Annotated in this window: 12 protein-coding genes; 3 read left to right on the top strand and 9 right to left on the bottom strand. The window is 66.7% G+C overall.

The window, feature by feature from the left end:
- Positions 1-57: 57 nt before the first annotated feature.
- Entirely contained in the window at positions 58-1,806 is a 1,749-nt protein-coding gene (nagE, locus tag Bsp3421_RS27800) for an N-acetylglucosamine-specific PTS transporter subunit IIBC (RefSeq protein WP_273999221.1), read from the top strand.
- Between the two features lie 156 nt (positions 1,807-1,962).
- On the opposite strand, the gene Bsp3421_RS27795 is transcribed toward nagE, so the two are convergent.
- From Bsp3421_RS27795 to rpoH, 8 genes are all read right to left on the bottom strand, one after another.
- Positions 1,963-2,454, bottom strand: a complete 492-nt coding sequence (locus Bsp3421_RS27795; RefSeq protein ID WP_273999220.1) for a hypothetical protein — start codon at positions 2,452-2,454, stop codon at positions 1,963-1,965.
- 76 nt (positions 2,455-2,530) lie between these two features.
- Positions 2,531-3,019, bottom strand: coding sequence for a hypothetical protein (locus tag Bsp3421_RS27790; RefSeq protein ID WP_273999218.1), 489 nt, complete (start codon positions 3,017-3,019; stop codon positions 2,531-2,533).
- A 472-nt stretch (positions 3,020-3,491) separates the two neighbouring features.
- On the bottom strand, positions 3,492-5,990 hold the full coding sequence (locus Bsp3421_RS27785; protein ID WP_273999217.1) for a family 20 glycosylhydrolase: 2,499 nt from the start codon (positions 5,988-5,990) through the stop codon (positions 3,492-3,494).
- Between the two features lie 453 nt (positions 5,991-6,443).
- Positions 6,444-6,566, bottom strand: a complete 123-nt coding sequence (gene cydX, locus Bsp3421_RS27780; RefSeq protein WP_273999216.1) for a cytochrome bd-I oxidase subunit CydX — start codon at positions 6,564-6,566, stop codon at positions 6,444-6,446.
- Positions 6,567-6,619: 53 nt separating this feature from the next.
- Positions 6,620-7,756, bottom strand: coding sequence for a cytochrome d ubiquinol oxidase subunit II (gene cydB / locus Bsp3421_RS27775; RefSeq protein WP_273999214.1), 1,137 nt, complete (start codon positions 7,754-7,756; stop codon positions 6,620-6,622).
- Positions 7,757-7,793: 37 nt separating this feature from the next.
- The gene (locus Bsp3421_RS27770) at positions 7,794-9,371 is read right to left on the bottom strand and encodes a cytochrome ubiquinol oxidase subunit I (protein ID WP_273999213.1); all 1,578 of its coding nucleotides are present in this window, start codon (positions 9,369-9,371) and stop codon (positions 7,794-7,796) included.
- The gene (cydP, locus tag Bsp3421_RS27765) at positions 9,361-9,627 is read right to left on the bottom strand and encodes a cytochrome oxidase putative small subunit CydP (protein ID WP_273999211.1); all 267 of its coding nucleotides are present in this window, start codon (positions 9,625-9,627) and stop codon (positions 9,361-9,363) included. The genes Bsp3421_RS27770 and cydP overlap by 11 nt, the downstream gene beginning before the upstream one ends.
- 304 nt (positions 9,628-9,931) lie before the next feature.
- A complete protein-coding gene (gene rpoH, locus Bsp3421_RS27760; protein WP_273999210.1) occupies positions 9,932-10,867 on the bottom strand; it encodes an RNA polymerase sigma factor RpoH in 936 nt (311 codons plus the stop codon).
- 360 nt (positions 10,868-11,227) lie between these two features.
- Here rpoH and Bsp3421_RS27755 point away from each other — a divergent pair, with 360 nt between their 5' ends.
- Both Bsp3421_RS27755 and Bsp3421_RS27750 read left to right on the top strand, forming a co-directional pair.
- Positions 11,228-11,797, top strand: a complete 570-nt coding sequence (locus Bsp3421_RS27755) for an acyloxyacyl hydrolase (RefSeq protein ID WP_273999208.1) — start codon at positions 11,228-11,230, stop codon at positions 11,795-11,797.
- Between the two features lie 46 nt (positions 11,798-11,843).
- Positions 11,844-12,230: a nuclear transport factor 2 family protein gene (locus Bsp3421_RS27750; protein WP_273999207.1), complete on the top strand. Its 387-nt coding sequence runs from the start codon at positions 11,844-11,846 to the stop codon at positions 12,228-12,230.
- 124 nt (positions 12,231-12,354) lie between these two features.
- On the opposite strand, the gene leuA is transcribed toward Bsp3421_RS27750, so the two are convergent.
- Positions 12,355-14,007, bottom strand: a complete 1,653-nt coding sequence (gene leuA / locus Bsp3421_RS27745; protein ID WP_273999206.1) for a 2-isopropylmalate synthase — start codon at positions 14,005-14,007, stop codon at positions 12,355-12,357.
- Positions 14,008-14,106: the final 99 nt, after the last annotated feature.

Genomic DNA, 14,106 nt, shown 5'->3' with positions numbered 1-14,106 from the left:
CGCTGCAGGCAACAGAGCTATTAAATCAACGACGAGACATAAGGATTGGAGGACTGAATGGACGGGAACCCGTTTCTGAAAATACAGAGCCTGGGCAGGGCGCTGATGCTGCCGATCGCGGTGCTGCCGGTCGCCGGCATCCTGCTGCGCCTGGGCCAGCCGGATGTGTTCAACATCAAGATGATCGCCGACGCCGGCGGCGCGATCTTCGACAACCTGCCGCTCCTGTTCGCGATCGGCGTGGCGGTCGGCTTCGCGAAGGACAACAACGGCGTGGCCGCGCTCGCGGGCGCGATCGGCTATCTGATCGAAGTCGCGATCATGAAGGACATCGACCCGAAGCTGAACATGGGCGTGCTGTCCGGGATCATCGCGGGGGTCACGGCGGGGCTGCTGTACAACCGCTACAAGGACATCAAGCTGCCGGACTACCTCGCGTTCTTCGGCGGCAAACGCTTCGTGCCGATCATCACGGGGCTCGTGTGCGTGGTGCTCGGGATCGTGTTCGGCTACGTGTGGCAGCCGGTGCAGCACGCGATCGACGCGGCCGGCCAGTGGCTCACGACCGCGGGCGCGATCGGCACCTTCGTGTTCGGGTTCCTGAACCGTCTGCTGCTCGTCACGGGCCTGCACCACATCATCAACTCGCTCGCCTGGTTCGTGTTCGGCACCTTCACGCCGGCGGGCGGCGCGGCGGTGACGGGCGACCTGCATCGCTTCTTCGCGGGCGATCCGACCGCGGGCGGCTTCATGGCCGGGTTCTTCCCGATCATGATGTTCGGCCTGCCGGCCGCCTGTCTCGCGATGTTCCATGAAGCGCCGAAGGAGCGCCGCGCGGTGGTCGGCGGCCTGCTGTTCTCGATGGCGCTGACCTCGTTCCTGACCGGCGTGACCGAGCCGATCGAATTCAGCTTCATGTTCCTCGCGCCGGTGCTGTACGTGATCCATGCGCTGCTGACGGGGCTTTCGCTCGCGATCTGCCAACTGCTTGGCGTGAAGCTCGGCTTCACGTTCTCGGCGGGCGCGATCGACTATGTGCTCAACTACGGCCTGTCGACGAAGGGCTGGATCGCGATTCCGCTCGGCGTGGCCTATGCGGTCGCGTACTACGGGCTGTTCCGCTTCTTCATCCGCACCTTCAACATGGCGACCCCGGGCCGCGAGCCGGGCGCGGAACAGGCGCAGGCGGCCTCGTTCGGCAGCGGCGGCTTCGTGTCGCCGACGGCGGGCGCCGCGGTGTCGCGCGCGCAGCACTACATCGCGGCGCTGGGCGGCGCGGCGAACCTGTCGGTCGTCGATGCATGCACGACGCGGCTGCGTTTGTCGGTGGTCGATCCGGAGAAGGTGTCCGAGGCGGATCTGAAGACGATCGGCGCGCGCGGCGTGCTCAAGCGCGGCGGCAGCAGCGTGCAGGTGATCATCGGGCCGGAAGCGGATCTGATCGCGGACGAGATCCGCAGCGAGATCGGCTCGGGTGCGGCGGCGACGGCATCGGCGGCGGCTGCCGCGCCGGTCGCGGCGGGCGATGCGGGGCCGCTCGATCCGGAGCCGGCGCGCTGGCTCGCGGTGTTCGGCGGCGCGACCAACGTCGCGGCGCTCGATGCGGTGGCGACGACGCGTCTGCGCGTGGTCGTGCGCGATCCGTCGGCGGTGGACCGGCAGCGGCTGGCGGCGCTCGATGTCGCGTGGGTGTCGGTCGATACGTTCCACATCGTCTGCGGGCAGGCGGCGCAGCGGTATGCGCAGCAGTTGGCGGCGCGGTTGCCGTCGACGGACGGCAGCGGGGCGGCGGCGCAGCCGGCGTGATCGACCAGGCCGGACGTGTCCGGCCCTGTGAGGCATGAGGTGAGGAAGCGGCTTGCGGGAACGCAAGCCGCTTCTTTTTTGAGTCTTGACGGTGGGGCGGCTCGGCGGCGATGCGCTGCAGAGTGCGGGAAGCAGGCCGCAATCAGCGCCTCGCGCTTATCGAGCGGATTCCGGTGCGCGAGCCTCGCCCATCCCGTTGCCGGCGGGCGGTACGTGGGCCTGTCGAATCCGTTCGATCATCATGGTCAGGATATCGAATGTCTTCTCGGGCGTGACCTGCGTCGCGCTTGGCTTGCCTGGGTTGCTGTGCGCAATGCGATCACGATAGCGCTTGATTTGCTTCACTTGGCCGATGAGGTGAGGATCGACCTCCGCCTTGAAAAGATTGAGGATCTCGCCGAAGCGCCAGTACTCGACCTCATCCGTGAATTTATCCGCCAGCCTGGTGGCGTACTGCTGCGGGTATCCTGCCGCGAGCAGATGGCTTGCCGCTTGCAGATGCGCGATGACGAACCGCTCGAAGGAAGCGAACAGCGCCAGGACGGCGAGGTCGGCCGCTTGTCTTGCTGCGCCTTCGAGGGCGGGACTGGCCTCCTCCGGCGCCACCCTGGCGAAGTGCGTGCGTCCGATGAGTTCCTCGTGCTGCATTTGGACCGTTCGCGCAACGACCCTGAAACAGTCGCTCGCTATGGAAAATGACCGATAGACCGGATCGAGCGGGTTATCAAAACTCATAGTCGGAAACGTCCGTGAGCAGATCGAGAAACAGACTCTCGTCGACGCGCATCGACCTGCGCACGGACGCCTCGATCCAATACCAGCCGTCTTCGTCCACTCCGGGGCGCGTGCGTATCGATGACGCCGCCGCGGCGCGTCGGCCGACGATCGGCCGCGCCGGGGGCGACGGACTTCTTCCCCTATAGAAAAGGAGCGAATGCCTCGTGATCCGACCGTTCAGGTCCACGCGCCCGTCCGCACCGATGATTCTTGATCCGGTCGGCACGACCCTGCCCAACGACGCACCGTCTTTCGATATATGAAGGCCGGGGGCGTCGTATTTGTCCATGTGCTCCTCCCACAGTGTGACGAGGTTGCGTTCCACGGCCAGGCCGCAGTCTCCGCACCACCTGCTCACATCGTCCATGAAGGCGGTGACGCACTTCACATACTCGGTGGAAGACAAGCCGGCGTCTTCGGTTTCCTGTTCAGTCATGGTCCGTCCCTTTGGCAACACGACGCGCACCTCGCGACACGCCCGTGCATGCCGGTATCTTCCACACACTCGCCCGTGCCCGCGAGAGCGAGCGTGAGTTCGTCGGCGTGCATTCGTGGCTTCAGCGTACCGTCGAATTCATCGCAAAAAAGCGGCCGATCCACCGAGTTGACGGGGCCGCGCATCATGACGCTCGGACGCGGATCCCGATGCCTTGCGACGATCGGATACGTTCCGTATCGGCATGGCCGCCTGGATGAAATATGGAGAGGGGTTCCCGTCGACAGGCGTGATGCGTGAGGGATGTATGGACTTGGGGCGAGGCTCGATGAGGAACGCCTTGCCGAAGCGCGTTGCCGGCATGGCGTGTTCAACGTCGAACAGCGTGGGCAGTTTGTCCGACGCACACGCCGGGCATATCGCATGCGCCCGGCGTGTGCATGACCGGCTTCGCAGCCGATCACGCCCTCCGTCAGTGATCAGCCAACTCGAACGTCGGCTGCCGATACCCGATCCCCGCCCGTTGCAGCTTCGGCAGCTCGCGTTGCTTGAGCACCGTCGCGAAGCCGGCCCAGTCGTTCTGCAGGGCGTTCTTGTCGACGAGATGCGTATCGCCGAGCTTGTAGCGCACGCCCGCCTGATACGGCCGTTCCCAACCCGCCCGGTGCCAGGCGCGTTCCGCGAGCGCGAGCAGGCGCGGATACACCATGTATTCGAGCAACTGGTCGTTGCGCATCACCTCGCCCCACGCCTGCCCTTGCATCCCTTCCAGTTTCGGCGCGGCTCCCGTGCCCGTGACTTCGAACGGATTGCCGTCGCGGTCCGCCATCACCTCGGCGTTCTGCGGCAGGTTCTCGGGCGCGAACGAGAACACCTTGTACTCGTCGGTCGCGTGCGAACCCCAGTAATACCCGCGCTCACGCGGATTGGTCGTGTACGGGAAGTCGAAGTACAGGTAGTCGGGCAGCGCGAGCACCGTGCGATAGCCCTTCGCGCTCCAGTCCCGCGCGCTGTCGGCCGCGCCCCAGAACAGCGTGTCCCACAGCGTCACCATCACGCTGCGCGTGCCGAAGTCCTGCGGCCCGTTCGCGTGCTTGAGCCCGTCCTGCCACGCGGCCATCGTGCCGATGCCGTTCGCGTTGACCACCGTGCTCACCTGCTGCGCGAAGCGCGTCGGCAACTCGTCGGTCGACTTGATCTCGCCCCGCTGCAGCAGCGCGGTGCACATCGGCGAGCGCGCCCACGGCTTGTCCTGCGCGGCGAGGTCGACGCGACCCTTGCCCGGATCGGTGCCGTTGAGCGGCTGGAAGCCCGCGCCGAGCAGGATGTTCTTCGCCTCGTCGCCGCCGAAATGCCAGATCGGCAGCGGCGCCTGCGCGTCCGCATGCATCGCCGCGATCTCGCGGATCACCTTCGTCGCGAACGCGAGCGCGCCCGGCGCACACGGGTTCAGATAGCTGTGGCGATCGTAGAACTGCACCGACAGCGTGTTCGACGTGTCCTGCGGATCGAGCAGCCGGTACGCATTCGCTTCCTGCTCGCGTCCCTGCGCATGCAGCCGCCGGTAGCGCGCCTCCATCGACATCACCGCCGCGCGCGCATGCGCGGGCATGTCGATTTCCGGGATCACGTCGACGAAGCGGTCGGCCGCGTAGCGCAGCAGCGCGATGTACTCGTCGCGACGCAGATAGCCGCCGCCCGAACGGTTGTCGGGACCGGAGCCGAGCTGCGGCAGCAGGCACACCGATTCGCTCGGGTCGTGGCAGCGGCGTCCACCGATCGCGGTGAGCTCCGGCAGCCCCGGGATCTCGATGCGCCAGCCTTCGTCGTCGGACAGGTGCAGGTGCAGCCGGTTGAGCTTGTACGCGCTCATCTGGTCGATCAGGCGGCGCAGCGTCGCGGGGTGCTTGAAGTTGCGCGCGAGATCGACATGCATGCCGCGGTGCGGGAAGCGCGGCGCATCCTCGACCACCATCGACGGGATCGCGCCGCCGCCCGCGGGCGTCAGCGAGAACAGCGTCTGCACGCCGTAATAGAGCCCGGCCGCGTCGTAGCCCTCGATGGTCACGCCCTGGCGGCCGATCGTCAGGCGGTAGCCGCCGGGCACCGCGATGTCGGCGGGCAGGCGGCGCGGCGCGATGCGCCCGCGCACCGTGACGCCGCCGCCGTAGAGGCCGAGCGTGCCCGCGCGCTCGCGCAGCGCGGCGAGGTGCGCCCAGGACAGGTCGGGCAGCGCGAGATCGACGCCGCGCACGTCGAGCGTCGCGTCGCCGAGTTGCTGCCGCAGCACCGCGGGCAGCGCGCGCGCCGCCACGGGCTGCGCGACCGCGGGCGGTGCGTTGCCGGTCGAATTGCTTTGCGCGTCGGCGGGCAGCGATTCGACGTAGCGGGTTTCGTCGTCGGTGTCGTCGTAGCGCAGCACGGCGGGCGGCGCGCCCGCGACCACGACGTACGGCCGCGGCAGCACGTCGCTGTAGCGGCGCAGCCAGTATTCGGCGACGAATGGCACCTCGATGCGCGCGCCCGGCGCGAACTGCACCGCGCCCGCGCGCGGCGTCAGCTCGTACAGGTCGCCGGTCAGGTGGCGCAGCGCGAAGCCGGGATGGTCGATGCGCAGCAGGCGGCGGATGCTGTGCAGATAGAGTTTCCAGCCGGCGCCGTCGATCCGGGTCTGGCCGCGGTTGACGAGGATCAGGCGGCCGGTCGCGCAACCGGCCCAGTCGGCCCCGAGATTGGCGCAGGGTACGCCCGCGGCCGCGGCGTTGTTGTTGTCGACCGCGACGCGCAGTGCGAGGTTGTTGGACAGCGCGGCGGCGAGTGCGAGCGGATTGACGGGCGGCCGGCCGGCCGCGGACGCGGCGGGCGCGCCCGCTTGCGGCGCGGCGGCCGGTGCGGCTTGGGCATGCGCAACAGCGCATGCGAATGCGAGGGACGCAACGAGCCCTGCAGCGACAGCGTGCATTCGGTTCATGGGTATTCCTTAGAGAGGTCGGCGATTCGGCGCCGAAAGCGTGATGCCGTGACGAATCCAGGAACTGCGATGGGGCGCGGCCGGGACGCCGCGCGCGCTCATGGGTCGGGCTCGCGCCGGCGATGCCGGCGTGCGGACGGGCGCGCGCTCATGGGTGCGTGCGCGGGGAGGCGGCATCAGGACGCGCGCGCGGCGCGCCCCGCGCATCGGCGGATGCGGAGGACAGCACGAAGCGCACCGCAAGGGAATTCTTCACGTCTCCTCCACTTGAGTGGATGGGGCCTGTCGTCGGCTTTCCAGAAGATCTTACAAAACCGATGATTGGTGTTCAAGTGGTATTAATCTGGAATTTGATTGGCACTGTCCGGGATGAGGCGAGGCGCCGGCCGGCGGGCGCGCGGCGGGCGTAAAAAAGCCCCCGGGCGGGGGCTTCGTTCGAACGCGACGCGCGGCTCAGTGCTGCGCGGGCTTGGCCTTGGGCGGCCCGTCCTTCTGGCGGGCTTCGAGCCACATCGCGTTGACGATGCCGAACGCGAGCGCGACGCCGATGCCGAGAACCCAGCTGAAATACCACATGATCAGACTCCTGTCGAAACGTGCCGGCCCGGGCGGATCGCCCGGGCGCGGCGTCAGTACATCGTGTGCTTGTTTTCCTCGAGCAACTGCGGGGTGATCTTGCCGCGCATCACGCGATACACCCAGGTGGTGTACAGCAGGATCAGCGGCAGGAATACGATCACGGCGCCGAGCATTACTTCGAGCGTCAGCTTGCTCGAGGTCGAATCCCACACGGTCAGGCTGCTGCGGGGGTCGAGCGAGGACGGCATGATGAACGGGAACATCGAGAAGCCCGCGGTCAGGATCACGCCGGTCACCATCAGGCCGGTGCAGACGAACGCGGTCTTTTCGAGCTTCGAGCCGGCGAGCAGCATGGCGAGCAGGCCGCCTGCGATGCCGACCACGGGCGCCGCGATCATCCACGGGTAGTCGACGTAGTTCGCGAGCCACAGGCCCGAGCCGGCGGCCACCTGCTTGAGCAGCGGGTTCGCGACCGAGTCGGTGGGCGCGGCCTGGGTGATGTGATAGCCGCCGATGAACGAGGCGATCAGCACGCCGGCCAGCACGAACAGCACGACCGCGACGAGCGAGGCGACGCGCAGTGCGATCGAGGCGCGCCGGGCGACCACGCCGTCGGTCTTCATCTTGATGAAGGCCGCGCCGTGCGCGACGAGCATCGACAGGCTGACGAGCCCGCACAGCAGCGCGAACGGGTTCAGGAGCGCCCAGAAGCCGCCGTGGTAGGTGACGCGCAGGTCGGTGTCGAACGAGAACGGCACGCCTTGCAGCAGGTTGCCGAACGCGACGCCGAACACCAGCGACGGCACGAAGCCGCCCGCGAACAGGCCCCAGTCCCAGCCGGCGCGCCAGCGCGGGTCGGGGCGCTTGTTGCGGTAGTCGAAGCCGACCGGCCGGAAGAACAGCGCGAACAGCACGAGCAGCATCGCGAAGTAGAAGCCCGAGAACGAGGCCGCGTAGACGAGCGGCCAGGCCGCGAACATCGCGCCGCCGGCGGTGATGAGCCAGACCTGGTTGCCTTCCCAGGTCGCGCCGACGGTGTTGACGATGATGCGGCGCTCCTCGTCGGTCTTGCCGAGGAACGGCAGCAGCGCGGTTGCGCCCATGTCGAAGCCGTCGGTGACGGCGAAGCCGATCAGCAGCACGCCGACGAGCAGCCACCAGATCACTTTGAGGGTTGCGTAGTCCATAGCGATTCCTTATGCGAGTGCGGGGACGCGGTCGTCGTCAGACGGTCGCATCGGCGATCGCCTTTTGCTCGTGGTAGTAACGGCCGGTGTGCAGCGAGGACGGGCCGAGTCGCGCGTACTTGAACATCAGCTTGATCTCGATGACGAACAGCGCCGTGTAGAACGCGATGAATCCGGCGAGGCTCAGATACAGATCGGACGGCGTGAGGCTCGACGCGGACAGATGGGTCGGCAGGATGCCGGCGATCGTCCACGGCTGACGGCCCAGTTCCGCGACCACCCAGCCGAATTCGACGGCGAGCCACGGCAGCGGGATCGCCCACACGGCCCAGCGCAGGAACCAGCGGCGGTTTTCCTGCAGCAGCTCGCGCCGCGCGCAGAACCAGAACGCCGCGATGAAGGTCGCGAGGAACAGGATGCCGAGGAACACCATGATGCGGAACGAGAAGAACACGGGCGCCACGGGCGGGATGGTCTTCTTCGCGGCCGCCTTGATCTGCTCGGGCGTCGCGTCGGTGACGTTCGCGGTGAACTGCTTGAGCATCAGCCCGTAGCCGAGATAGGCCTTGTGCTGGTCGAACAGCGCATGGGTCTCGGCGCCGGCGTCGCCTTCCTTGATCTTCTGCAGCGCGCCGTACGCGATCATGCCGCTCTGGATGTGGTCTTCGCTGCGCTTGATCAGGTCCTTGAGGCCGATCACCGGCTCATCGATCGAACGCGTCGCGATCAGGCCGAGTGCGTACGGGATCTTGATCGCGTAGTCGGTGCGTTCTTCCTGCTGGTTCGGCAGGCCGATGATCGTGAAGGCCGCGGGCGCCGGCGTGGTTTCCCATTCCGATTCGATCGCCGCGAGCTTGACCTTCTGCACTTCGCCCGTGGTGTAGCCCGATTCGTCGCCGAGCACGATCACGCACAGCGTCGAGGCGAGGCCGAAACCCGCCGCGACCGCGAACGAGCGCAGCGCGAAATCGGTGTCGCGCTTCTTGAGCAGATACCACGACGACACGCCGAGCACGAACATCGCGGCCGTGACGTAGCCCGCCGACACGGTGTGCACGAACTTGACCTGCGCGACCGGGTTGAACAGCACGTCGAACAGGCTCGTCAGCTCCATCCGCATGGTCTGGTAGTTGAATTCCGCGCCGACCGGATTGTTCATCCAGCCGTTCGCGACCAGGATCCACAGCGCGGACAGGTTCGAGCCCAGCGCGACGAGGAAGGTGACGAGCAGATGCTTGACCTTGGAGAGGCGGTTCCAGCCGAAGAAGAACAGGCCGACGAAGGTCGATTCGAGGAAGAACGCCATCAGCCCTTCGACGGCGAGCGGCACGCCGAAGATGTCGCCGACATAGTGCGAGTAGTAGGACCAGTTCGTGCCGAACTGGAATTCGAGCGTGATCCCGGTGGTCACGCCCATCGCGAAGTTGATCCCGAACAGCTTGCCCCAGAACTGGGTCATGTCCTTGTAGACCTGTTTGCCGGTCATCACGTAGACGGCTTCCATGATGACGAGGACCCAGGACAGGCCGAGCGTCAGCGGAACGAACAGGAAGTGGTAGAGCGCCGTGATGCCGAACTGCAGACGCGACAGATCGACGACTTCGCTACTTATCATGGTGGTCTCCCTGAGAGGAATCGGAGGCCGGAACCGAGAGCAGCTGCTCGGCGACGGCGGCAGGGGGCAACGACATGTGCCGCGCCTGCGGGTGATTGAAAAACGCGTACTTGAGCGCCATCAGCAAGACCAGCTTGATGGCGAGCACGATCGCGATGTCACGGGCGAGGGTGGGGCCCCGGGCCCAGGCCGCCATGCGCGTCCGCCACCCCGACGGGCCCGCGCGCGGCGCGGCTTTCTTGTTGATGAGTATCACGGCGTATCGGATGCTTGGTTCAGGCAGATTCCTGCCGATTATTCCGGTTCGGGGGCCACTCCATGCATTTGTAGCGCCTTTTGTCCGGATATACCAATTTTACGAGCGGACCGCGAAATCTCTTAGTGCTGCAGTGCGGCACACGGTCGCGAAATCGGCGCGGGAATTTGAGGTGGCTCAACGATTGGGGAGAAAGGCGCGCGCCGGTTGCAACGGCCGGCCGGACTGCTCAAGCCGGCGAGTGAATCGGGCGAAAAAAAACCGCTGCCGGAGGGCAGCGGTTGCGGTGCGGGAGCCGGGAGGCTTACGCGTATTCGGCCAGGGCGGTGCGCATCTTCTTCATCGCGCTGGCCTCGATCTGGCGGATCCGCTCGGCCGAGACGCCGAACTCGGCGGCGAGGTCGTGCAGCGTCGAGCCGCCCGAGCCGTCGTCGTCGACGTTCAGCCAGCGGGCCTCGATGATGCGGCGGCTACGCGCGTCGAGCGCGTCGAGCGCCTGCGCGATGCCGTCGGTTTGCAGCGTGTCGCGCTGGCGCGCGGCGAGCACGGCGGTGGGCTCGCTGTGCGAATCGGCCAGATAGGCGATCGGCGCGTAGGATTCCTCGCCGTCCTCGACCTGGCCTTCGAGCGCGATGTCGCCGCCCGAGAGGCGGGTCTCCATCTCGACCACTTCCTCGCGCTTCACGTTCAGCTCCTGGGCGAGACCGTCGATCTCTTCCGGCGTGAACGCCTGCATGCCTTTCTTGTGGCTGCGCAGGTTGAAGAACAGCTTGCGCTGCGCCTTGGTGGTGGCCACCTTCACCATCCGCCAGTTGCGCAGGATGTATTCGTGGATCTCGGCCTTGATCCAATGGATCGCGTACGACACGAGGCGCACGTTCTGCTCCGGATCGAAGCGCTTGACCGCCTTCATCAGGCCGATGTTGCCTTCCTGGATCAGGTCGCCGTGCGGCAGCCCGTAGCCGAGGTAGTTGCGCGCGATCGACACCACGAGGCGCAGGTGCGACAGCACCAGCCGGCGCGCGGAATCGAGGTTGCTCTGGTCGCGGAACTCGGTGGCGTACCGGCGTTCCTCTTCCGCGCTCAGGAGCGGGATCCGGTTGACCGCCTGGATGTAGGCGTCGATGTTGCCGAGCTGGCCGGGCAGCAGCGACTGCGAAGCGAGCGTCAATGAGCCTGCCGAAGCGGCCGTAGCCGACGCCGGGCTCAGGGTGTTCGGAAGGGTCAGTGCGTTGCTCACGTAGAAAACTCCTGGGGAATCAGGGACTAGCCCCGTTATTGGGCGATTCCGCGGCTCATCTTAGCACTCTCGCCAATTGAGTGCTAATCCTTAGAGGCGACCGGGGCATTCGAGTTCCCATTTTGCTATCGATTTTTGAGTTCCGATAGCAGCTCGACGGAGATTGGGCGAGCGGGGTAAATGGCGGAGGAATATTCGGGAGAAAAGGCAAAGCGTTTTCATTCTTGATGATTTGGAAGCAAACCATTTCGCCTGACGACACCGATCGAAAAAGTCCTTTACCATAAGATTCAGTTGTTTCGAGCCCGTGCTCAAGCAGCGGCGAGGCTCTATGCAATTCAAGCAGCTGGAGTGGGACGGATGAAGAACAAGAACCTGATCCGGGCGGGACGGTACGCGGCGCAGGCGGCCGCGGCACTCGCGCTCTTGAGCGGCTCCGGCGCCGCTTTTGCCGATCGTTGGAGCCTGCAGGCCGGCGGCGGGATCGCCAACCACGACGTGAAGACAGCCGATCTCGGCGTGGTCTGGGATCCGGGCTGGAACGGGTGGGCAATCGGCGGCTGGCACTTCGCGTTCGTCCTCGAGGGGCACGTGTCGAACTGGTGGTATCAGGGCGATCATGCGGTCCACGGCAATATCGTCGAAGTCGGCGCGACGCCCGTGTTCCGCTTCATCAAAAGCTCGGGCGCGATCCGCCCGTTCCTCGAGGCCGGCGCGGGCATCCGCTTCCTGTCGCATCCGACCATCTCCACGCACTTCACGATGTCGTCCTCGTTCCAGTTCGCGGACATGGTCGGAATCGGCGCGCAATTCGGCAATCGTCAGCAGTATCAGGCCGGCTTCCGCTTCCAGCACCTGTCCAATGCGGGTATCAAAGAGCCGAATCCTGGTATAAATTTCAGCCAGCTCTACGTGCAATACAACTTCTGATTCCGATCGACGCGCGACAGCGCGGTTGCAGGCGAGGAGTGTGGCGATGGTGGCGAAGGTGATCGATGCGATACGCGCGCTCGAGCGCGACCGGTTCCGCGCGATGGTCGACGGCGACGGCGAGGCGCTCGACGTCCTGCTGTCGGACAAGGTCTGCTACGTCCATACGAATGGCAAGCGCGAGAGCAAGCAGCAGTTCATCGACGCGATCACGGCGGGCCGTCGCCGCTATCGCCAGATCGAGATCCAGTCGCAGGACGTGCTGCCGGTCGGCGACGAGACCTTCATCGTGACGGGCCGCGCGCTGATCGAGATGGAGGCCAACAACGGCGGCCTCGTGTTCCCGATCGCGTACACCGCCGTGCAGACCCAGGAGAGCGGCAAGTGGCGTCTCCTGGCATGGCAGGCGACCCGATGCGCGACCGAGACATAGGCGCTCGTCGCGCCTCTTCTCATGTCTCGCGCGAAGCGGCCGGTTCGGCCGCTTGTCCTGTGCCCATGCGCCGCGGGTGACGCGGCGCGCGGGAGGCGCGCATCGGGCCGGCTTCGAGCCGGGCTCAAGCCGCCGCGCGGCGATCCGCGCGGCTCCATTCCGAACGGTTGATCGCGCTCGCGACCGCGTCGATCGCGGCGACCACCGCGTGCTCGTGCACGCCGACCCCGTGGCGCAGCGCCGCGCCGCGCACCTTGCAGCCGACGAAGACCGCCGTGCGGCCATCCGCCGCGCGCACCACCTCGCACGACGCCAGCTCCATCGCGGTGCCGCCCGCCGCCGCGAAGCCGGCGACCGCGCGTTCGGCCGCGACGGTCGGCGTCGCGTCGACGGGCACCGCGCAGGCGGTCGAGATGTCGCGATCGTGCCAGCGCACGGTGCCGCCCGCGCGTGCGGCGGGGCCGGCGGGTTCGAGGTATTCGCGGGCGAACAGCGCGCAGATCGCCTCGCCCGTCACTTCCTCGCCCGAACGATCGGCGAGCGCCTGCACCGCGTGGCTGAATTCGATCTGCACGCGACGCGGCGGCGTGAAGCCGAGGCCGCGTTCCAGCAGGAAGGTCGCGCCGCCCTTGCCGGACTGGCTGTTCACGCGGATCACGGCGTCGTAGCTGCGGCCGAGGTCGGCGGGATCGATCGGCAGGTACGGCACTTCCCAGATCGCGTCGGCCTGCTGCTGCGCGAAGCCCTTGCGGATCGCATCCTGGTGCGAGCCGGAGAAGGCGGTGAATACGAGGTCGCCCGCGTACGGATGACGCGGATGGACCGGGATCTGGTTGCAGCGTTCGACCACGCGGCGCACCGCGTCGATGTCCGAGAAGTCGAGGCCCGGGTCGATGCCCTGCGTGTACAGGTTGAGCGCGAGCGTGACGAGGTCGACGTTGCCGGTGCGTTCGCCGTTGCCGAACAGGCAGCCCTCGATGCGGTCCGCGCCGGCGAGGAGCGCCAGCTCCGCCGCGGCGACGGCGGTGCCGCGATCGTTGTGCGGATGCACGGACAGCACGATGCTGTCGCGGTAGCCGAGGTTGCGGTCCATCCATTCGATCTGGTCGGCGAATACGTTCGGCATCGCGGCTTCGACGGTGGCGGGCAGATTGACGATCATCTTGTGATCGCGCGTCGGCCGCCAGGTCTGCGCGACGGCGTCGCACACCTCGCGCGCGAACGGCAGCTCGCTCATGCTGAAGGTCTCGGGCGAGTACTGGTAGGTCCAGCGGGTGCCCGGCCGCGCCTGCGCGTGTTCCTTGATGAGCCGCGTGCCGTCGACCGCGAGCGCCTTCACCTCGTCCTTCGAGAGGCCGAACACGATGCGCCGGAACGACGGGCAGATCGCGTTGTACAGATGCACGATCGCGCGCGGCACGCCGTCGAGGGCCTCGAAGGTGCGCGCGATCAGGTCCTCGCGCGATTGCACGAGCACTTCGATCGTCACGTCGTCGGGGATGCGCCGTTCGTCGATGAGCTTGCGCACGAAATCGAAGTCGGTTTGCGACGCCGAGGGAAAACCGACTTCGATCTCCTTGAAACCGATCGCGACCAGCATGTCGAAGCATTCGAGCTTCTGTTCGATGCTCATCGGTTCGATCAGGGACTGGTTGCCGTCGCGCAGATCGGTGCTCATCCAGATCGGCGCGCGTTCGATGGCGCGGGTCGGCCACTTGCGTCCGTGGAGACGGACAGGCTCGAACGGTCGGTATTTCTCGGCGGGGTTGCGCTTCATCTTGGCCTCGTGGCGGTAAGTCGCGAGCGAAGAGGGGCGGCATGGGCGTCGGTGGACGCGGCCTGCGCAAGGTCGCGCTCGATCGCGCGGCGATGCGGG

It is taken from the genome of Burkholderia sp. FERM BP-3421, from assembly GCF_028657905.1.
Taxonomy (GTDB): domain Bacteria; phylum Pseudomonadota; class Gammaproteobacteria; order Burkholderiales; family Burkholderiaceae; genus Burkholderia.
Note: the sequence above shows the minus strand (reverse complement) of the source record. Positions and strands in the feature narration are given on the sequence as shown.